The following is a 19,566-nucleotide window of genomic DNA, read 5'->3' on the forward strand; positions in this document are numbered from 1 at the left end:
TACCGCTTCGTCACCTATCGCGGAGATCGGCGTTCAAAATTGCGTGCACGCCACCATGCCAGCGAATCGGGTAGCCTTGCCGCTCCTGATGAAGAGACATGAACGCCATGCGCATCCTTTCCCTCAATGCCTGGGGCGGCAAGCTCCATTCCCCGTTGATGAGATATCTGGCGGAAGTCGACGCCGATGTCCTGTGTCTGCAGGAGATCGCGCGTTCGCCGACGACCGACGCCGAATGGCTGACCTATCGCGATGCGGATGTCGAACTGCCGCAGCGCGCCAACCTCTTCGATGAGATCGTGACAGCGCTTCCGGGGCATGACGGCTGCTTCTGCCCGACGGCGCGCGGCACGCTCTTTGACGGCGACAGGCCGGTGGCCTCGGAATTTGGGCTTGCGACCTTCGTCCGACGCTCCCATTCCGTCATCGGTCAGGCGCTCGGCTTCGTGCATGGCAGCTTTTCATCCGAGGGCTGGGGGCCACATCCACGCGCCCGCAATGCGCATTGCATCCGCCTGTTCGACCATGATGCCGGCACGGCAATCACCATCGCCCAGATGCATGGCCTACGGGAGGTCGGCGGCAAGAACGACACACCGGCGCGGCACGCGCAGGCAGACGCACTGGCAAGTCTCATCCGTCAGGTCTGGCCAGGCAACGAGCGGCTTGTCGTGTGCGGTGACTTCAACGTGCTTCCCGACAGTGCGATCTTTCAGGTGCTCGCAGAGCTTGGCCTGACTGACCTGGTCGTTTCCCGTGGCCACACGAACACTCGGACGTCGCACTATCTGAAGCGCGGCCGCTTTGCCGATTACATGTTGGTGAGTGGCGAGGTTGATGTCGCCCGGTTCGATGTCGTCGAACAGCCGGAAGTCTCCGACCATCGCGCCCTCCTCCTGGACATCGGCCAGGCCATTTCGCCACGCCGCTGAGACGGCGACGCCACCGACGCCCCTCGAACGAAAAAAGCCCTGCCGCAAGCGGCAGGGCTTTCGATTCCTAAGGCTTCGGTCCGATTACTCGGCGCTGTCGTCAGCGGCCTTCTTCTTGGCCGGAGCCTTCTTCTTCGGAGCTGCAGCTTCTTCGCCTTCGGCGGCTTCAGCCTTGGCAGCGGCCTTCTTCTTGGCCGGAGCCTTCTTGGCAGCCTTGCCTTCGCCCTCTTCGTCGTCAGCCGTCAGCTCTTCCTTGGAAACCGTCTTGTCGGTTACCGAGATTTCGCCGAGCAGGTGGTCGACGACCTTTTCTTCGAACAGCGGAGCGCGCAGCGAAGCAGCAGCACCGGGGGTGTTCTTGAAGTAGTCGAGGATCTGCTTTTCCTGGCCCGGGAACTGGCGGAGCTGTTCGAACAGCGAACGCTGCAGTTCGTCGTCGCTGACCTGGACGCCGGCCTTTTCGCCGATTTCCGAGAGAACCAGGCCGAGGCGGACGCGGCGCTCGGCGAGCTTGCGGTACTCGGCGCGGGCTTCTTCTTCGGTGGTTTCTTCGTCAGCGAAGGTCTTGCCGGCCTGCTGCAGGTCGGTGTTGATCTGACGCCAGATGTTTTCGAATTCGGCTTCGACGAGGCGCTCCGGCGTTTCGAACTGGTAGAGTTCGTCGAGCTGGTCGAGGATCTGACGCTTGACCTTCTGACGGGTCAGGTTGCCGTACTGGCTTTCGATCTGGCCGCGGACGATTTCCTTCAGCTTGTCAGCCGATTCGAGGCCGAGCTTGGTGGCCAGTTCGTCGTTGATTTCGATGTCCTGGGCAGCAGCGACGTCCTTGACGGTGATGTCGAAGGTCGCTTCCTTGCCGGCGAGGTTTGCAGCCGGGTAGTCAGCCGGGAAGTTGACAGTGATGGTCTTTTCGTCGCCGGCCTTCAGGCCAACGAGTTGCTCTTCGAAGCCCGGGATGAAGCGGTTGGAGCCGAGAACCAGCTCAGCGTCTTCGTCCTTGCCTCCGTCGAAGGCAACGCCGTCGACCTTGCCGAGGTAATCGATCGTGACGCGGTCGCCGTTGGCGGCCTTGCCCTTCTTCGATTCGTAGCTGCGGGCGCTTTCGGCGATCTTCAGGATCTGCTCGTTGACTTCCTCGTCAGCGATCTCGACGACTTCGCGGGTCACCTTGATGCCGCTCACGTCCTTGAGTTCGATCGCCGGGATGATTTCGTAGGCAACGGTGAACTCGAGGTCAGCTTCCGCGTTGAGGATCTTGTCGGCTTCGGCCTCGTCCTCGGTCATCGCGACTTCAGGCTGGGTCGCCGACTTCTCGCCGCGGCCCGACAGGATCTCGGTCGGCTTCTCGCGGACGATCTCATTGACGAGGTCAGCCATGATCGACTTGCCATAGACCTTCTTCAGGTGCGCAACCGGCACCTTGCCCGGACGGAAGCCGTTGATCTTCACACGGTCCTTCACTTCGGCCAGGCGCTCGTTCATCCGAGCTTCCATGTCCTTGGCCGGGATAACGACCTTGAGTTCGCGCTTCAGCCCTTGAGCGAGCGTTTCGATAACCTGCATGTTCAAACCTTCATTTCACGTTGACTGTGCTCTTCCCCTTCGAAAGGTCTGGCGAGCACGTGAGCCGATCCATTTGCCGGGAGTGGCTTTACGCAGTTCTGCAACCGTTTTGCAAGCAAAATGGCACTCCAGCCCCCTTCATCCTCGCAGAATCCGGACTTTAGGCGCGATCGCTGTCTGGTGCGGGTAGAGAGACTTGAACTCCCACGCCTTGCGGCACCAGAACCTAAATCTGGCGTGTCTACCAATTTCACCATACCCGCGTTCAGACAATCGCACCGCCTGACCGTATTTTCCGCAAGTCCAACCAGCGGAATACCGCGGATACAATGGGCATGCTGAAAGTTCAGGGCTTTCCCGAGCGCGGCGTCTCTATATCACTCGTTTTCGCGGGATCAAAGGGAAAATACGGTATTCCACGACGGATCGGAGCGCGCACGCAAGACCTCAATAAAGCGGCTCTTCATAGACCGGGCTTCCGTTGACCGCGATCTCGCGGATCTGCGCCCTGCCCTTGCCATCAACGCGGATGTTGACGGAGAGCGCCTCGGCATTGCGCGCCTCCTCCAATGTGCGCCCTTCACCCTCCGGCACGTAGAAGCGCTCGATGCCGTAGTCCACAGTCAAAGGCAGCGGCGACGACGACGGATAGTAGGAGAATGGAAGTGAGCGGAGCACGACGCTGTCGCCGGTCACCGGCAGCGGCTGAAACGATGCTTCCGTCGCCGTCCAGAAACCGTCGGGCTGCTTCTCCAGCCGAACATAGAGCATCACCTCACCCGATTGCGCCGGAAGGGCACCTTTAAGCAGCTCCGGCTGCAGCCTGGAAATATCGTAGCTCAGAATCACATAGTCGCCTCTGAGCAGGTCGCGCGGATCGACGGGCACGGTCTTCAGAAGGACGTCCCGCCCGCTTCTGAGGATCGAAGCCCTGCTTTCGATCATGTAGCCGAGCGCCGCCGTCTGGACGCCGGCCACGAGCAAGGCCGCGAGCAGCGGGTTCAGCCAACGTCTGGTCGATGCGCCACTACTCATTGAGAAACCTCCGACTGGCGCGTTCGCGCCATGTGCCCCTCGATCCGAATGACCAGCCAGGCGATGCACGCGACGACAAGGCCCGAAATCAGGAAGAATCCCGATGTGCCAAGCATCGATCCCAAGGTTTCGAACGCGAGATAGAGAAGCTCGCCGGCAAAGGCGATGTAACCGAGATAACGCACCGCCCCGTTCTGCGCACCGGCAAGCGCAATGCCCAGGAGCGCAACCAACAGCGTGCCTGTTCCGGTCGCGACCTCCGTCGTCAGCCCAACCGCCTCGTATTGAAGTCCGGTGAAACCAAGCAGGGCGAGCGCGAAGGAATAGAAAGCGGGCGCTGAGCCCGCCTCGAGCGCAAGTTGGCGCACGGGCGAGCCTGGCAGGGTCGCCACCAGAAAGGCCGCAAGGCCGAGGACTGCGAGGCCGACCGCGAAAGCAAGTGACGGACTATCCAGATACAGCCAGCCGAGCCAGGAAAGGACGAGCAGGTAGGCCAGATGCCGGGCGCTGCCCGCCTCCGTGAAGCGGACCAGAAGAACGACGATCACGGCCAGAACCGGCACGGACCACAAGTGCCAGTCAGAAGCCGTGCTGAAATCACTTTCAGTCAACATGGTACCGAAATAGAACCACGCGAGCCCGCCAGAGACCGTTGCCATCGCTGCAGAGCGAAACGCGAGCGCCGAAAGGCAGGCGCCGACGAACCAGAGCAGCGCTGCATCCGCCGCATCGCCCGACAGATGATACATCTGCCCGACGAGCGCGATACCGCCGCCAAAGGCCGCCGCGCCCAGAACCAGCGCCGCGGCGGCAAGTGTCGTCCTGCCACTCCGGATCAGCCAGGCAGCAGCGAAGTGGAAGCCCCAGATCAATGCGACGATGCCGGCGACGCGCGCGAGGCGCGGCAGCTCCTCCCAATTGGCGGCAACAAGCAACAGAATCGATGCGGATAACAGGAGGGCCGCCAGCATAAGCAGAACGCGCCCTGCCCGGAACGTCGACTCGCGTCCGTCATACTCGGCAAGCATGGCGCGCGCGGCATCTTCCTGCAGCAGCCCCTTGTCGATCCAGTGCCTGAAGTCTCGTTCGAGACGCGCGCGATACATCCTGCCCCCAGCCCTAAGAATCCAATGCTTGAAATGATCCCGTTGCGTCACCAACTAACCACGTATCGGCGCGGAAACACAATCGCTCTGTCGCGACTGCGGTCCCGAGCCGAGAGGGACTGATGAACGGCTTGCGCGATGCGCATATCTTCCATGCGGATATTGCACTGCACAAATCGATTTAAAGCCCCTATATTCAAATCATCAAAAGCGAACGACGGCATGAAGCCAGACGGTCGCCGGCGGAAACGGCCAACCGCCTCAGTTTACTGAGAAAGGCCCGACAGAATTCGGTCGAGCGTACTCCTCCTCCCAACGCTCTTCCGATCAGACTGGCAACACTCCTCCTCCCAGTTGCCAGTCACTCCAAATGACGCTCGCTGGACCTCCTCCCCCAGCGGGCGTTATTGTTTTTCGGCCCTCCCCCGCACGAAAGCCTCCACCTTTGAGCAATTGCACAATATTCGTGCACATTTTCGCTATTCCGTTCGCAGTCATGCACTAGGCGCATAGGTGCCATTCTGGATCAGCGCTACCCCTCCGCCCGGCTCTGTACTATCTTCAACTCATCGATCGGGGCGGCGCACTCCTCCTCCCAGCGCCCCTCGATTTGGATCGGCGACACTCCTCCTCCCGGTTGCCGATCAGAACAAAGCGACGCTCGCTGGATCTCCTCCCCCAGCGAGCGTTGTTTGTTTTCCGGCCCTCGATTTGGGTCGAAAGCTTCAATCATCAGAACCTGATTGCAGGTGCGTTTCGAACGCCATCCGACATCTGTCCGCCGCGCTCAGGCTTGCACGTGCTGCATGGGTGCGATGCAGCATTATCTCTGTAACTTCTGCTCAAAACGATTATATTCCAGAGCATCAGATGACGGCCAGCAAGAGAGATGAGCGCTGGCACACGACCCTAGAAAGGATAGGATCATGAACCTCGCACGTTCTTTCAACAATTGGCGCAAGTATCGTCAGACCTGCAACGAACTCGGCCGCATGAGCGACCGTGAGCTGAGCGACCTCGGCATCGGCCGCGGCGACATCCCCTACGTTGCTCGCCAGGCGATCAAGTAATTCAGGCTGCGCTTCAAGCGCGCCCGACCTCCAGTAAACGCCCTCCGGTTCATTCCGGGGGGCGTTTTCTTTTGCCTCTTGCTCTGGCGTCACCGCCGCCCTTTCGCACGTGCGAAATGCTGTTGCGCACCTGGCCGGCGACATCGGAGCGAGCAGCGAGCACCACCCTCGTGGCACGCATTGCAACCGCTCGCGCTCCAATTCCAAAAAGATATGAAAAACAAAACACTAGAGCGTAGTGATCCGCATTTTAATCAATCGTTAATTGATGCCGCCTTTTGAAGCGGTGCCCATCTATGCGGCGATGCACTGCACAAATGCATAGCAGCTGCATTTTCTTTGCACTCCACCTTCTAATTAGACAAGCGTATAAGAACCTCAACGACGCAGACAGATGGCTGTCGCGACAACCTGATTTGAGGAAAAGACCATGAACCCGATTCGTATCGCAAAAAGCTGGATCAACTACCGCCGCACCGTCAGCGAGCTCGGCAACCTGTCGACCCACGCTCTCAATGACATCGGCATCACCCGCTACGACATCCGCAACATTGCGGCCCGTTCTTTCCGTTAATCGGAACGAACGACCAGACTTCCAAGACGGCGCCTTCGGGCGCCGTTTTCGTTTATTGACGTTGGAACCGAGGGCCGAGGCGTGATAGGAAGCCGGCCATGAGCAAAGACACCTCTCCCCACTCCCCCATCCATGTCGTCGGCGGCGGCCTTGCCGGTTCGGAGGCTGCCTGGCAGATCGCCGAGGCCGGCGTCCCGGTCGTGCTGCACGAGATGCGCGGTGTGCGCGGCACCGATGCACACAAGACCGACGGTCTCGCCGAACTCGTCTGTTCCAACTCGTTCCGCTCGGATGATGCGACCAGCAATGCGGTCGGCGTTCTGCATGCGGAAATGCGCCTTGCCGGCTCGCTGATCATGAAGTCCGCCGATGCCAACCAGGTTCCGGCCGGCGGCGCGCTCGCCGTCGATCGCGACGGCTTCTCTGACGCCGTCAGCGCTGCGATTGCCGCCCATCCGCTGATCACGGTCGTGCGCGAAGAAATCACCGGCCTGCCGCCGAGGGAATGGGACCTCGCGGTCATCGCGACCGGCCCGTTGACGGCACCCGATCTTGCAGAAGCCATCCGCACGGAAACGGGCGCTGATGCGCTCGCCTTCTTCGATGCCATCGCGCCGATCGTCTACACCGAGACGATCGACATGGACGTCTGCTGGTACCAGTCGCGCTACGACAAGGTCGGCCCCGGCGGCACCGGCAAGGACTACATCAACTGCCCGATGACCGAGGAGCAGTACAACGCCTTCGTCGACGCGCTGGTCGCCGGCGACAAGACCGGCTTCAAGGAGTGGGAAGGTACGCCCTATTTCGATGGCTGCCTGCCGATCGAGGTGATGGCCGAGCGCGGCCGCGAGACGCTTCGCTACGGGCCGATGAAGCCGATGGGCCTCACCAATGCCCATAACCCCACGGTCAAGCCCTATGCCGTCGTGCAGCTGCGCCAGGACAATGCGCTCGGCACGCTCTACAACATGGTCGGCTTCCAAACCAAGCTGAAATACGGCGCCCAGGCGGAAGTCTTCCGGATGATCCCGGGCCTGGAGAATGCCGAATTTGCGCGCCTCGGCGGCCTGCACCGCAACACCTACATCAATTCGCCGACGTTGCTCGACCGAACACTGACGCTGAAGTCGCGCCCGGGCCTGCGCTTTGCCGGTCAGATCACCGGCTGCGAAGGATACGTGGAGAGCGCCAGCATCGGCCTGCTCGCCGGGCGCTTCGCCGCCGCTGAGCGCAAGGGCGAGACTTTGGCCGCACCGCCAACGACCACCGCCTTCGGCGCGCTGCTGAACCATATTACCGGTGGGCACATCGTTTCCGACGATGAGCCGGGCAAACGTTCGTTCCAGCCGATGAACGTCAATTTCGGTCTGTTCCCGCCGCTCGAACCGGGCGCAATCACCAAGCCGGAGGGCGCCAAGCGCTTCCGTGGCAAGGAAAAGGCCGCTGCCAAGAAGCAGGCAACGGCGTCGCGTGCGCTCGCCGATTGCGCCGCATGGCTCGGCAAGTCCGCCTGACGGCGAATACAAGACCAGAACGACGAAACGGCCCGCTCGCGATGATGCCAGCGGGCCGTTTCTTTTGAATGGATCTGTGAAGTCGCTACTCGCTCGCCTGCGCTGTAGGGGACGGTTCCGAGTCCGGCTGCGTGAATTCCGATTTCGGGTTGAAGCTGCCGAGCAGCCACAGAGAAACTTCCGCCGCCTCGCCGGCGTTCTGGAACTCGAAAGCATTGTCCAGATAGGCAAAGTCGGGGAAATGCACGATCAGCCCACGGCCGCTCTCCGAGCTGTTCACCCGGACCTTTCCAGGCTGGATGACGTGGCAGACATAATGCGTGCCATGCGATTGGATGAAGCCCGCCTTGCCGTCGTGCAGCCTCAGGAAGATCGCCTTGCGGTCCGCGGTGGAATGCAGCGCCCGGATCGCTTCATCCGGAAACGCGCGCCCGAACTCCACCATCGCAGAGCCTGCATCGGGATTATCCCAATCCCGCTCGGCACGGGCGTTCATCCACATGTAGAATGCGCCGGCCAGAACAATGACGGCGATGAGCAATAACCAAAGCATCCGCGGGCGCTCCCCTTCGCTCGGCATGACGCCGATAAACCGCTTCTATACGCCGCGAGGCTTGTGCCAATTTGGCGTCCCGTAAGGCGCGCCCGTGCTGAACGCATCGGTTTTTTACCGGGCAGCCGCTCCGCTACAACCGGCTGCCTTGCCGCGTTAGATCATTTCATTGTTTCATCGAAAAACTGAAGTGATCTAAGTCTTTGAAATTACGCAAATCCGGACGGAAAACCGTTTCACACTTTTCCTGGAATTGACCTAGAAGCGACGACGCCGCGCGGCGCGCCACATCCACCATTGCCGCCGCCATTGCGCCGGACGGATTGGCGTCTTCAAAAGTCCAGCGCCAGCCGCCTCGGCGCGATCGAAGATCGGCTCGGCCAACGCAAGCGGCACGAAGGCGGCAAAATTCGACGGCGAGATAGTCGCTATCTGAGCCCGTGCCTTGGCCAGATGATCCCGCCCGAACCCAGAAAATGCCCTGATCGCCCGGCCGATGCCGTCGCTCTCTTTCCCGGCAATAAGCGTTTCCCGATCAATACCGGTCGCGCGCAGCAGTTCTGCCGGCAAATAGACCTGGCCGCGTCTCAGATGCAGCGGCAACAGCATCAGGAGGCCGGCGACAGTCTGCGCCACACCGGCGTGACCGGCGGCTTCCGCCGATTTTGCAGCATTCTGCGGGTCAAGCACCAGCGACGAGAGCTGGATCAAGGCCGAAGCGGTCTCGCCGGCATAACCCTCGAGCGCCGAGCGGTCTTCCATGGGGTCGTCGTAGAGATCGAAGATCCGGGCATCGATCATGTTCTGCAAGACCGAGACCGGCAGCCTGTGCTCGCGAATGCACTGCAGCAGCGCTTCAGCAAGCGGATGCCCCTCACCGGACGCGGCATCGTTGCCGATGAGATCGCGCCACCACTGCATGCGGATTTCGCCTGGAATCGGCTCATGCACGAGATCGCGAATTCGCGCGATCTCCGCGTTGAAGGCATAGAGCGCTGCGAGCGAGCGCTGTTTGTCGGCGGGGGCAAGCAGGCAGGCGAGATAGCGGTCGCGGTCCGTATCCCTGAGGTCGGCCAGGATCTGAGCGGAAATGTCTTGCACGTGGTCTTCCCCGAATGCCCGATCAGACAGCGATCAGCGCGACGGCGACAGCACGCGATTCGGCCAGCATCACATTGTAGGTGCGAACCGCAGCCCCGGTGCTCATCGGATCCGACGATACATTGACGGCACGCAGCGCGGCCTTCACGTCGGCGGGCAGCGGGCGGATGTCTTTACCGGTGCCGACCAGCAGCACTTCGATGTCTTTCGCCTCATCGATGACCCTGCGGAATTTCTCGACGGCCAGGGGATCGCCTTCGGCCACGTCCCAGGCATAGACGCCCGAGGGCAGCATCAGGATCGAGCCGCGATGCGACATGTCCGCAAAGCGAAAGCCGCCGTTGCCATAGGCATCGATCGGTGCGCGGCCCGGAAAATGCGCTTCGCGAATTTCAATACCCTTGGGCATTTCAAACTGTACCCTTTGCCGCGCCGGCGGCACCCGTATCCGCGCCGGACGCGTTTTCGTCCCCCGGAATGTGGTCAGTCCGCTTCCTGAAGAGGATGAGGATCGGGCCGGCGATATAGATAGAGGAGATCGTCCCGACGACGACACCAAACAGCATGGTGATGCTGAATGAGCGAATGAGGCCGCCGCCGAAGAGATAGAGCGCAGCAAGCGCCAGAATGGTCGTCAGCGCCGTCAGGATCGTGCGCGAGAGCGTCTGGTTGATCGATGTATCGATCAGTACCGACAGCGGCATGCGCTTGTAACGGCCGAGATTCTCGCGAATGCGATCGTAGATCACAACTGTATCGTTCAACGAGTAGCCGACGATGGTGAGAACGGCGGCGATACTGCCGAGATTGAACTCGATGCCCGTCAGCACCAGGAACCCGATCGTCAGCAGCACGTCGTGCACGGTCGCGATAATCGCACCGACGGCAAAGCGCCACTCGAAACGCAGCCAGACATAGAGCAGGATCGCCACGAACGAGATTGCGAGCCCAAGCGTTCCGGCGCGCGTCAGCTCGCCCGAAACAACCGGGCCAACCACTTCGACGCGGCGGAAGTCGTATTCGTCGGCCAGCTCCGTCCTGATGACGCTGGCTGCGGTCTGCTCGGCATTGTCGCCTGCTTCTTGAGACGGAACCCGCACCAGCACGTCCTCGCCCGAGCCCAGTTGCTGGACCTGGACCTCGCCAAAGTTCAGCTCGTCGAGGCGGGTGCGGAGGTCGGCAACGTCGACGGGACCGCCCTTGGAGTGCAGCTCGATGATCGAGCCGCCCTTGAAGTCCACACCCAGATTGAGCCCGATACCCGCAAGCAGGAGCACCGAGGCGGCCGACAAGGCGGCCATCAGGATGAACACCGGATTACGGATCCGCATAAAGCGGATGTCCAGATCGCTGAAGCGCCCGGTTCGAATGCCCTTCGGCAGGCGTTCCGACTTCCACTGCCGGAGCCAACGCTTCACGATCAGACGTGTCACCGTATAGGCGGTGAAAAGCGTCGTGACGCTGCCGATCGCGAGAGTGACGGCGAAACCGCGCACCGGCCCGGAACCGAGATAGAACAGGATGGCGCTGGCGATCAGCATCGTCAGGTTGGCGTCGAAGATGCTGCTGAACACGCGAGAGAAGGCGTTGTTGATCGTGCGGCGCAACGGCTCGCCACCTCGAACCTCCTCGCGAAGGCGCTCGTAGATCAGCACGTTCGAATCGACCGCGACGCCGATCGTCAGGATGATGCCGGCAATCCCGGGCAGGGTCAGCGTTGCCCCCGACACGGAAAGAGCCGCAAGGATCAAGACGATATTCAAAGCGAGCGCGATGACGGCAAAGACACCGAAAACGCCGTAGAAGAAGATCATCGAGGCGGCGACGGCGATCGCCGCGACAAGCCCTGCCTTGAGCCCATCGGCGATCGCGTCATCACCGACACCAGGGCCGACCGTCCGCTCCTCGACGAAAGTCAGCGGTGTCGGGAGCGGTCCGGTCCTGATGAGGGCGGCAAGATCCGCAGCAGAGTCGGCCGGAAGCTCGGCAGAAATGCGCGCCGTGTCGCCCTTGACGGCATCCGAAAGATTGGGCGTTGCGGCAACCTGGCCATCAAGAACGATCGCAATCTTCGCCTCCGGCTGCTGCGCCGTGACGGCAGCAACCCGCTGCTGCGCGGCCGCATCGAGCTTGACCGCGACCGTCGCCGTATCGGCGCCGGCATCGGCTTCCGGCTGCGCGGCGGCAAAACTGGCCGCCGCCAGCAATGCTTCCTTCTGGACCAGATAGGGAACCGGCGGATCGTCATAGGAATAGAGGACTTCTGCGCCCACTGGCACCTGGCCATCGACGGCTCGCTCAACGGGCACGGACGTATCCAGCAATCTGAAAGTCAGATATGCGCTTTGGCTGAGCAGATCTTTCAATCGTTGTGGGTCGTCGAGCCCCGGCACCTGGACGATGAGCCGATCTTCGCCACGGCGCTGGATCAGCGGCTCCAGAACGCCAACTTCAGCGACGCGGCGACGCACCACATCGATAGACTGCGCAAGGGCCAGTGACAGCCGGTAGTCGATGCCTTCGTCGGTCAGGCGCAGGCGGACGAGTTCATCCTCGTCGGCGCTGTCAAACACAACTTCGGAAATCGACCCGGAGTCAAATCCGCCAGCCTCGACCGGCGCCGTCAGTGTCTTCAGCTTATCGCGAGCGGCGGGGAGTTGCGCACGGTCCCGAACCCGGAACGAAATCGACTGACCTTCGCCCGACAGACCGATATAGGCGATATCGGCATCGCGCAGGGACTTGCCGACTTCGCTGGCGACCGCTTCGAGCCTCTCGGCGACGATGTCGCTGCGCGCGGCCCGCAGCATGAAGTGCGAGCCTCCCTGGAGATCAAGGCCGAGCGCCACCTGGCGATGCGGCATCCAGGACGGTAGTCCGGCTGCCTCTTCACGGCTCAGAACATTCGGCAACGCGAAGGCGATGCCGGCGAGAGCCACCAACCAGACGAGGATACGTTTCAACGGCGGGATTCTGCGCATGCCTCAAACGCTCCAGTTGTTCGTCGGATGGTGGCTGTCCGCGTTCCTTATTCTTTCACAGGTTCGCCTTTGACGCGAACTTCAGATACGCCGCTGCGAACGACGCGGATCTTCACGCCTTCGGCAATTTCGACTTCGAGTTCGTTGTCATCGACGACCTTCGTAACCTTGCCGACGATGCCGCCGCCGGTCACCACCTGATCACCGCGACGGATGTTCTTCAACAGCTCCTCGCGGCGCTTCATCTGGGCGCGCTGCGGACGGATGATCAGGAAATACATGACAACAAAGATCAGCAGGAACGGCAGGATGGACATGAGAATGTCCGCGCCACCGGCGGAAGGGGCACCGGCTGTCTGCGCAAAAGCTTCGGTAATGAACATCGATCACTCCTTGAGTTCAAATATCGGCGGTTCCTCCGCACCAAATCGGCCGGAATATAGGGGCGCGCGGCCGCTCTGCAAAGCGGCGGCACCCTTACCCGTTCCTGTGCCTCTGACACAATTTGGACAAGAGGAGAACCCCCCGCACGGGGCTCTGCGGCCTTTTCCAGCGCAAACCTGCGTGCTACCGGGTGTCTGTTAACGGTAGCGTCGCAATTGCGGGCCAATCGCGTGCCGTTTCAGGCGCCCCGTTTTCATTGCAGCGCGACCAAATGATTGATTCAGTTGTTGGAGATAGACATATGCCGGAAGCAAAGATCGACGTTCTCATCAGGGAAATGCAGAAGCTTTCTGCGGCGATCGAGCGCATGGCCGGTCCAGCCGCAGCAAGCAATGAGTGGGACGGCGCCGAATGCTTCGTCTGGGCTCCGGCCACACATCACCTGCAACCGGTCGCCAAGCCCAACCGTATCGAGTTGTCGCTGATATCAGGTGTCGATCACGTCCGTGACATCCTGCTCGACAACACGCTGCGCTTCGCCGAAGGTTTTCCGGCCAACAACGTGCTCCTCTGGGGCGCCCGTGGCATGGGCAAGTCTTCGCTGGTGAAATCCGTGCATGCGCAGGTCGCCCGCGATACCGGCGTCGCGGTCAAGCTCGTCGAGGTGCATCGGGAGGACATCGCCACCCTGCCCGCCCTGATGGACATCCTCAAGACCGCACCGGTGCCCGTGATCGTCTTCTGCGACGACCTGTCCTTCGATCATGACGACACGTCCTACAAATCGCTGAAGGCCGTACTCGACGGTGGCGTCGAAGGTCGGCCGTCGAACGTGCTGCTCTACGCGACATCGAACCGGCGCCATCTGCTGCCGCGCCACATGATGGAAAACGAGCAGTCGACCGCCATCAATCCTTCCGAAGCGGTCGAGGAAAAGGTGTCGCTGTCCGACCGCTTCGGGCTATGGCTTGGCTTCCACAAATGCAGCCAGGAAGACTACCTTGCCATGGTCGATGGCTATGCAAAGCACTATGGCTTCGCCGTCGAGGCCGAAACCCTGCATGCGGAAGCGCTCGAATGGGCGACGACCCGCGGCGCAAGGTCCGGCCGCGTCGCCTGGCAATTCATTCAGGATCTTGCCGGACGCATGCGCCATCGGCTGGACGCATAGGCCCTAGCGATCGGATCGCTTACCAAATCTGCTCGACCATAGACAAAAAATACCGCCCGCCGAAATCCGGCGGACGGTATCAGATTCCTACGCTTCCTACAGCGCCGCGCGTCTTATCAGACGCGCAAAGGTCGCTGTAGCACTTTGATTTTCTGCATGTCTTTGTCCTTAAATCGAGGTCGATTTAACGAGACATGCAGTAGATCCAATCAGACCTGGAGGCCGGACTATTCGAGGAAGGTCGAAGGGTTCACCGCGGTCGCATTCTTGCGCACCTCGAAGTGCACCTGCGGCTGGCTGGCGCGACCGGTCATGCCGGAAGCCGCGAGCGTCTGGCCGCGCTGTACCTTCTGGCCGCGCTGAACCTTGAGTTCGGAAGCGTTGCCGTAGACCGTGACCGTGCCGTCATCATGGCGGACCAGGACAGCGTTGCCAAGTTCCTTCAGGCTGCTGCCCGAGTAGATGACGACGCCGTTCTCGGCCGCCTTGATCGGCGTGCCCTCAGGAACCGAGATGTTGATACCGTCGTTGCGGTTGCCGTCGACGTTGGCGCCGTAGCCGGCAACCACTGCGCCGCGAACAGGCCAGCGATACTTGCTGATCCCGGTCGACTTCGGCGAGTCCTCATCGACATCCGCCTTGAGCGCAGCAACGTCCGTAACGCTCTGCTTGGCGGCCGGTGGCTGGTATTCTGCCGGTTTACCTTTTTCGAGTGAGGCAACCTGCGGCTGCTCAGTCTTCTTGCTCGGAACCGATGCGGTTTTGACCTGGTCCGGCGCGGCGCCCGTTGCGCCTGGCAGCTGCAGCGTCTGGCCGACGCGGATCGATTCTGCGCTCAGACCGTTCGCCTGCTTGAGGGCTGCGACAGACACGCCCGTCGTCTTGGCAATGCGATTGAGCGAGTCGCCGGGCTTCACGGTGTAGGTGCCGCCGCCACTGCCTTCGCCGTTCGTTGCCGGCTTGCCGGCAACGACATCCGTCTTGCCAGCGTTCTTGTCGCGAGACTGGGCGGAGCCCGGCAGGATTGCGACGTCGCGCTGATCGTTGGGCAAGGGCGAAGGCTGGCGCTTGCTACCATCGAGACCGGCGATCGAGTTGGTCGCTGCCCCCTTCGCAGGGCTACCGACGGAACCAAAGGTCGGGATGACCAGGCGCTGGCCGGTTTCCACCTGAGCAGCGGATTGCAGACCGTTGGCCTTCAGAATTTCCTTCTCGGGAACGCCGAAGCGCTTGGAGAGAACTGCGACGTTGTCGCCGGGCCGAACCATGATCGTCGGGGCATTCTGCGTCGTCCAGCCGCTCTTGCTTGCGGTTTCGTTGACGGCCGCCGGGAGCGTCTGCTGCGTCGCGATTGCCGCCTGCTGACGAGCAGCGGGGAACGGCTGCGCTTCTGCGGGCTGACGCGTCGTCGCGCTCGGATCGGCCAGGGTCGTGCGCTGGACGGAGATCGGCGTTGACGCACCACGGGCAGCCGATACCGGAGTGGAAGCGGTATTCACCGGATCATAGCCGCCCTGCGCGCTTGCAGTCGGATAGGGTTGGCCGAGAGCACCGTTATCCGCCGGAGAAGCTGCCGCCATCTGACCGACTGCCACGTCGCCACGCGGAACCGGCGTCGCATCGCGCGGAATTGAATTTGTGGTGATGTTGTCCGACCGGGAGAACAGGCCGTCAAATCGGCTGGCATCCGAACTGCAGCCCGTTGCGGCGCCTGCTAGCAGGACCGCCACGCACAGGCGGATCGTGGACTTTCCAACCCCGGGAGATACAAACTGACGCATGACGCTTACCCACTCCGAACGCAACTCGATGTGGGATGATTAAAGCGTATTAGAGTTACCGCCCGGTTAAGGTCAGCACCACCAAAGGACTAATTTGACGAAACGCTAACCATAGGCCCGGCCCGCCATCTGAAAATGCCGATCGGCCTGGCACCGTGAGCGTCCCGCAACGTTTCGCGGGCGCAGAAGCCCCGCGTGCGGCGATCGCGAGAACCTAGCTCAGTTCGGAATAGAGACGCTCGATTTCCGAAACGGAACGCCGCTCCGTTGGTTCATCTTCATAGCTGATGCTTGTCAGATCCCAGGCAAAAATCGGACGCCCCTCGGGACGGACCGGGGTTTCGGACTGAGCGGTCTTGTCTTCTTCAAGCAGGACACTCACCAGCGTCTGGAACGTGGTGTCGCCGTCGGCGCCGCTCGCCTGTTCATATTCAAGCGACCGCAGACCGGCGACGGCGGCCTCACGCGTCCCAAAATAGCGCAGGCTGTCCTGATCTTCGGGACGAAGGCTGTCGTAGTAGTCGATGAAGTTCTTGTAGTAGGCCTCATGATCCCCGGCATCGAGAAATTTGCCGAAGGCCTGGTATTCGCGTAGCGCCAGCTGCGGAGACAGCCGGTTGTTCCACTCGTCGCGGCTGAGCGCCGGCTGTCCGTCCGATGCCTTCTTCGTCTGGCTGAGATAGAGCAGAGCATCGGCGGAAAGGGAGATGCGCGGAGTGGGATCGAAGAAACTCGCCGCGAGCGCCTGTGCGGCCTGTTCGTCCTTGCCGGCGGAATTCGCCTGGCCGGCGTTGCGCCCTGCAAGATTATTCAGTCCGTCGCCCGATGCTGCGGCCGTCAGCCTGTTCGCGATCTGCATTTGCCGTCTCCGTCAAACTCACGATCCGGCAGCAACATCCCGGTCGCGCAAGAGCGACGACTCGTGGGCGGAACCTATCGTGCAGTGGAGGGGTATGGCGCGAAGCTTGCGCCAGGCTGGACGCAGTTAAGAATTCCTTAACACACCAAAGCGCCGGCGGAGATGTTCGGCAGCGGCCGTATCACAGGAACGACGCGAGCTGCGGCACGATCGGAAGGTAAGGCGCATCGAACAGATCCTCGCGGTCGAAGCGGCTTCCCGTTCGGTTGACCCGAACGACCCGGCAATGTGTCTCGCTCATCATGATCGGTACCACCAAGGTTCCGCCTGAGACGAGATGATCGGAAAACATGCGCGGCAGGCTATTGAAGGCAGCGGTGATCAGGATGCGGTCGAACGTGCCCTCGCCCGGCACACCGGCGCTGCCATCGGCATGGCGCACGATAACGTTGCGAACGCCTGATTTCTCAAGGTTTTTCTGCGCCGTACCGACGAGTGTCTGATAGCGGTCGATCGTCAGGACACGCTCAGCCACCCGCCCCATCACCGCCGCGGTAAAGCCGCTGCCGGTGCCGACCTCGAGGATGCGCTGTCCTGTCTTCAGGTTCAGACAATGCAGCAACCGCACCGCAAAATCATAGCCTTCCATGAAGGAGCCGCACTCGAGCGGAATCGTCCGCTGCGAGTAGGCCTCGGCCTGATATTGCGGCGGCGCGAACTGACCGCGCGAGGTCTGCTCGACCGCCTTGAGGAGGTCATGATTGATGATGCCGGCGGCGCGCAGCCGCAGCACCATCTTGGCAAAGCCTTCCTGTTCCGAAACGCGCACGCTCAATCAATGAGCCCCTTCGTTCAAAGCCCGCATCAGACGGTCCTGGACGCTATAGTCCGTCAAGTCGAGCTTGAGCGGCGTCACCGAGATGTGATTCTCGCGCAGAGCGTGAATGTCGGTTCCGGCGCGAAAATCGCCGAACCGCTCGCCGAAGCGCAGCCAGAAGTAGGGAAAACCACGGCCGTCCGTCCGCTCATCGATCGACAGGCCAAAGTCGAGCTTGCCTTGCGACGTTACCTCGATCCCGGCCACGGTGTCGGCTGAGCAGTTCGGGAAATTGAGGTTGAGGAACGTGCCATCGGGCAGGTCCACGGCCATCATTTTGCGGATCAGGCCCGGCGCATGCGTCTCAACTACATCCCAAGGCACGGACTTGCCGACGACGTGGTGATAGGCTTGGCTGAGCGCGATAGAGCGAATGCCCTGCAACGTACCTTCGATGGCACCCGCAACCGTGCCGGAATAGGTCACGTCATCGGCCATGTTGGCACCAATGTTGACGCCGGAGAGCACGAGATCAGGCTTCCGGTCCAACACCTTGCGAACGGCCATGATTACGCAATCCGTCGGCGTGCCCCGGAGGGCAAAGCGCTTCTCCGCGATCTGCCGGAGCCGCAGCGGCTCCGACAGGGTCAGCGAATGCGCCAAACCGCTCTGGTCCGCTTCTGGTGCCACGACCCAGACATCGTCCGAGATCGTCCTGGCGACCCTTTCGAGCACAGCGAGACCTTCAGCGTGAATGCCGTCATCGTTTGTCAGCAGGATCCGCATGGTTGCCGTCCTTCCTTGACGTCGGCTCAGACGGCCTTCTCGATGCGCGTCTGGCCGCCCATATAGCGCACCAGCACATCCGGCACCGATACCGAACCGTCTTCGTTCAGATAGTTTTCGATGACGGCGATCAGCGCGCGCCCGACGGCGACACCGGAACCGTTCAACGAGTGAACGAAGCGCGTGCCCTTGTCTTCCTTGGTGCGGTAGCGGGCATTCATCCGGCGCGCCTGGAAATCGCCGCAGACCGAGCAGGACGAAATCTCGCGGTAGGTATCCTGCCCCGGCAACCATACTTCCAGATCATAGGTCTTGCGCGCGCCGAAGCCCATGTCGCCGGTGCAGAGCGTCATCACACGGTAGTGAAGACCCAAGCGCTTCAGCACCTCTTCCGCACAGGCCGTCATGCGCTCGTGCTCGTCGACCGAAGTTTCGGCATCGGTGATCGAAACCAGTTCGACCTTGTTGAACTGGTGCTGGCGCAGCATGCCGCGGGTGTCGCGACCGGCCGAACCCGCCTCCGAGCGAAAGGACGGCGTCAGCGCGGTGAAGCGCAGCGGCAACTTTTCGCCTTCGAGGATCTGCTCGCGAACGATGTTGGTGAGCGGCACTTCCGCAGTCGGGATCAGCCAGCGACCGTCCGTCGTGCGGAACAGATCTTCGGAAAATTTCGGCAGCTGTCCCGTACCGTACATCGCATCGTCGCGCACGAGGAGCGGCGGCTGCACTTCGGTGTAGCCGTGTTCCTGGGTGTGCAGGTCGAGCATGAACTGGCCGAGCGCACGCTCGAGCCGCGCCAATTGTCCCTTGAGGATCGTGAAGCGCGAGCCGGAAATGCGGGCGGCGCCTTCGAAATCCATGAGGCCGAGCGTCTCGCCGATCTCGAAATGCTCGCGCGGCTGGTGATTCCAGGTGGGCTTGTTGCCGACCACGCGCTTGACGACGTTGCCGGTCTCATCCTCGCCGACTGGAACGTCCTCGAGCGGGATGTTCGGAATGCGGGAGAGCGCGTCGTTGAGCTCTGCCTCCACCTTGCGGCTGTCTTCCTCAAGCGCCGGCATGGCGTTCTTGAGTTCGGCCACCTCGGCCTTCAGTTTTTCGGCAAGTTCGGCGTTCTTTTGCGCCATCGCCGCACCGATATCCTTCGAGGCGGCATTGCGGCGCGACTGCATGTCCTGCAGCGACTGGAGGATCGTGCGGCGGCGTTCGTCGAGGGCGATCAGCGACGCCGACAAAGGCTCCGCGCCCCGCTTCGCCAGGGCAGCGTCCAGCATCTCGGCATTTTCACGGATCCATTTGATATCAAGCATTGTCGTTCCACGCGTTGGTCAACTCA

General features: G+C 61.6%; 18 protein-coding genes and 1 tRNA gene. 5 read left to right on the forward strand and 14 right to left on the reverse strand.

Annotation, left to right across the window (positions count from 1 at the left end):
- Positions 1–107: 107 nt before the first annotated feature.
- Complete coding sequence (locus tag V7S54_RS21645) at positions 108–932, forward strand: endonuclease/exonuclease/phosphatase family protein (RefSeq protein WP_065376940.1); 825 nt, start codon at positions 108–110, stop codon at positions 930–932.
- Between the two features lie 84 nt (positions 933–1,016).
- Here the strand turns inward: V7S54_RS21645 and tig are convergent, their stop codons facing one another.
- The 4 genes from tig to V7S54_RS21665 all read right to left on the reverse strand — a co-directional run bounded on the left by tig (position 1,017) and on the right by V7S54_RS21665 (position 4,636).
- A complete protein-coding gene (tig, locus tag V7S54_RS21650; RefSeq protein ID WP_057255849.1) occupies positions 1,017–2,495 on the reverse strand; it encodes a trigger factor in 1,479 nt (492 codons plus the stop codon).
- A gap of 178 nt (positions 2,496–2,673) precedes the next feature.
- A tRNA-Leu gene (locus V7S54_RS21655) sits at positions 2,674–2,758 on the reverse strand.
- Between the two features lie 184 nt (positions 2,759–2,942).
- On the reverse strand, positions 2,943–3,530 hold the full coding sequence (locus tag V7S54_RS21660) for a GDYXXLXY domain-containing protein (RefSeq protein ID WP_065376906.1): 588 nt from the start codon (positions 3,528–3,530) through the stop codon (positions 2,943–2,945).
- Entirely contained in the window at positions 3,527–4,636 is a 1,110-nt protein-coding gene (locus V7S54_RS21665) for a DUF2157 domain-containing protein (protein ID WP_336408777.1), read from the reverse strand. Before V7S54_RS21665 ends, V7S54_RS21660 begins: the two co-directional genes overlap by 4 nt.
- Before the next feature lie 926 nt (positions 4,637–5,562).
- On the opposite strand from V7S54_RS21665, the gene V7S54_RS21670 reads away from it, so the two are divergent.
- The 3 genes from V7S54_RS21670 (at position 5,563) to trmFO (ending at position 7,797) form a co-directional block, all read left to right on the forward strand.
- The gene (locus V7S54_RS21670; RefSeq protein WP_065376908.1) at positions 5,563–5,706 is read left to right on the forward strand and encodes a DUF1127 domain-containing protein; all 144 of its coding nucleotides are present in this window, start codon (positions 5,563–5,565) and stop codon (positions 5,704–5,706) included.
- A gap of 430 nt (positions 5,707–6,136) precedes the next feature.
- Positions 6,137–6,280 (forward strand): DUF1127 domain-containing protein, encoded by a 144-nt coding sequence (locus V7S54_RS21675; RefSeq protein WP_065376909.1) that lies wholly within the window; start codon positions 6,137–6,139, stop codon positions 6,278–6,280.
- A gap of 98 nt (positions 6,281–6,378) precedes the next feature.
- The gene (trmFO, locus tag V7S54_RS21680) at positions 6,379–7,797 is read left to right on the forward strand and encodes a methylenetetrahydrofolate--tRNA-(uracil(54)-C(5))-methyltransferase (FADH(2)-oxidizing) TrmFO (protein WP_065376910.1); all 1,419 of its coding nucleotides are present in this window, start codon (positions 6,379–6,381) and stop codon (positions 7,795–7,797) included.
- 85 nt (positions 7,798–7,882) lie between these two features.
- Here trmFO and V7S54_RS21685 read toward each other — a convergent pair whose 3' ends face one another.
- The 5 genes from V7S54_RS21685 to yajC form a co-directional block, all read right to left on the reverse strand.
- Positions 7,883–8,350 (reverse strand): hypothetical protein, encoded by a 468-nt coding sequence (locus tag V7S54_RS21685; protein ID WP_065376911.1) that lies wholly within the window; start codon positions 8,348–8,350, stop codon positions 7,883–7,885.
- A gap of 258 nt (positions 8,351–8,608) precedes the next feature.
- Entirely contained in the window at positions 8,609–9,451 is an 843-nt protein-coding gene (locus V7S54_RS21690) for a phytoene/squalene synthase family protein (RefSeq protein ID WP_336408778.1), read from the reverse strand.
- Positions 9,452–9,473: 22 nt separating this feature from the next.
- Complete coding sequence (locus V7S54_RS21695; RefSeq protein ID WP_065376913.1) at positions 9,474–9,860, reverse strand: Mth938-like domain-containing protein; 387 nt, start codon at positions 9,858–9,860, stop codon at positions 9,474–9,476.
- A 1-nt stretch (position 9,861) separates the two neighbouring features.
- A complete protein-coding gene (gene secDF / locus V7S54_RS21700) occupies positions 9,862–12,432 on the reverse strand; it encodes a protein translocase subunit SecDF (protein ID WP_065376914.1) in 2,571 nt (856 codons plus the stop codon).
- A gap of 47 nt (positions 12,433–12,479) precedes the next feature.
- A complete protein-coding gene (gene yajC / locus V7S54_RS21705) occupies positions 12,480–12,815 on the reverse strand; it encodes a preprotein translocase subunit YajC (RefSeq protein WP_065376915.1) in 336 nt (111 codons plus the stop codon).
- Positions 12,816–13,117: 302 nt separating this feature from the next.
- On the opposite strand from yajC, the gene V7S54_RS21710 reads away from it, so the two are divergent.
- Entirely contained in the window at positions 13,118–13,987 is an 870-nt protein-coding gene (locus tag V7S54_RS21710; RefSeq protein WP_065376916.1) for an ATP-binding protein, read from the forward strand.
- A gap of 227 nt (positions 13,988–14,214) precedes the next feature.
- On the opposite strand, the gene V7S54_RS21715 is transcribed toward V7S54_RS21710, so the two are convergent.
- From V7S54_RS21715 to serS, 5 genes are all read right to left on the reverse strand, one after another.
- A complete protein-coding gene (locus V7S54_RS21715) occupies positions 14,215–15,768 on the reverse strand; it encodes a peptidoglycan DD-metalloendopeptidase family protein (RefSeq protein WP_065376917.1) in 1,554 nt (517 codons plus the stop codon).
- A gap of 214 nt (positions 15,769–15,982) precedes the next feature.
- On the reverse strand, positions 15,983–16,627 hold the full coding sequence (locus tag V7S54_RS21720; RefSeq protein WP_065376918.1) for a biotin biosynthesis protein BioC: 645 nt from the start codon (positions 16,625–16,627) through the stop codon (positions 15,983–15,985).
- 181 nt (positions 16,628–16,808) lie between these two features.
- Positions 16,809–17,462: a protein-L-isoaspartate(D-aspartate) O-methyltransferase gene (locus V7S54_RS21725; RefSeq protein ID WP_057255827.1), complete on the reverse strand. Its 654-nt coding sequence runs from the start codon at positions 17,460–17,462 to the stop codon at positions 16,809–16,811.
- Positions 17,463–18,230 (reverse strand): 5'/3'-nucleotidase SurE, encoded by a 768-nt coding sequence (surE, locus tag V7S54_RS21730; protein WP_065376919.1) that lies wholly within the window; start codon positions 18,228–18,230, stop codon positions 17,463–17,465.
- 26 nt (positions 18,231–18,256) lie between these two features.
- Positions 18,257–19,540, reverse strand: coding sequence for a serine--tRNA ligase (gene serS / locus V7S54_RS21735; RefSeq protein ID WP_065376920.1), 1,284 nt, complete (start codon positions 19,538–19,540; stop codon positions 18,257–18,259).
- Positions 19,541–19,566 lie beyond the last annotated feature (26 nt).

Source organism: Ensifer sp. CCNWLY38, from assembly GCF_037120565.1.
In the GTDB taxonomy this organism is placed as follows: domain Bacteria; phylum Pseudomonadota; class Alphaproteobacteria; order Rhizobiales; family Rhizobiaceae; genus Ensifer; species Ensifer adhaerens_H.

Excerpts from the sequence above, each read along its gene's own strand:
- yajC (WP_065376915.1), bottom strand. The coding sequence starts at position 12,815 with ATGTTCATTACCGAAGCTTTTGCGCAGACAGCCGGTGCCCCTTCCGCC.
- V7S54_RS21645 (WP_065376940.1), top strand. The coding sequence starts at position 108 with ATGCGCATCCTTTCCCTCAATGCCTGGGGCGGCAAGCTCCATTCCCCG.
- V7S54_RS21695 (WP_065376913.1), bottom strand. The coding sequence starts at position 9,860 with ATGCCCAAGGGTATTGAAATTCGCGAAGCGCATTTTCCGGGCCGCGCA.
- surE (WP_065376919.1), bottom strand. The coding sequence starts at position 18,230 with ATGCGGATCCTGCTGACAAACGATGACGGCATTCACGCTGAAGGTCTC.
- tig (WP_057255849.1), bottom strand. The coding sequence starts at position 2,495 with ATGCAGGTTATCGAAACGCTCGCTCAAGGGCTGAAGCGCGAACTCAAG.
- trmFO (WP_065376910.1), top strand. The coding sequence starts at position 6,379 with ATGAGCAAAGACACCTCTCCCCACTCCCCCATCCATGTCGTCGGCGGC.
- V7S54_RS21675 (WP_065376909.1), top strand. The coding sequence starts at position 6,137 with ATGAACCCGATTCGTATCGCAAAAAGCTGGATCAACTACCGCCGCACC.
- V7S54_RS21685 (WP_065376911.1), bottom strand. The coding sequence starts at position 8,350 with ATGCTTTGGTTATTGCTCATCGCCGTCATTGTTCTGGCCGGCGCATTC.
- serS (WP_065376920.1), bottom strand. The coding sequence starts at position 19,540 with ATGCTTGATATCAAATGGATCCGTGAAAATGCCGAGATGCTGGACGCT.
- V7S54_RS21660 (WP_065376906.1), bottom strand. The coding sequence starts at position 3,530 with ATGAGTAGTGGCGCATCGACCAGACGTTGGCTGAACCCGCTGCTCGCG.
- V7S54_RS21665 (WP_336408777.1), bottom strand. The coding sequence starts at position 4,636 with ATGTATCGCGCGCGTCTCGAACGAGACTTCAGGCACTGGATCGACAAG.
- V7S54_RS21670 (WP_065376908.1), top strand. The coding sequence starts at position 5,563 with ATGAACCTCGCACGTTCTTTCAACAATTGGCGCAAGTATCGTCAGACC.
- V7S54_RS21715 (WP_065376917.1), bottom strand. The coding sequence starts at position 15,768 with ATGCGTCAGTTTGTATCTCCCGGGGTTGGAAAGTCCACGATCCGCCTG.
- V7S54_RS21710 (WP_065376916.1), top strand. The coding sequence starts at position 13,118 with ATGCCGGAAGCAAAGATCGACGTTCTCATCAGGGAAATGCAGAAGCTT.
- V7S54_RS21720 (WP_065376918.1), bottom strand. The coding sequence starts at position 16,627 with ATGCAGATCGCGAACAGGCTGACGGCCGCAGCATCGGGCGACGGACTG.
- secDF (WP_065376914.1), bottom strand. The coding sequence starts at position 12,432 with ATGCGCAGAATCCCGCCGTTGAAACGTATCCTCGTCTGGTTGGTGGCT.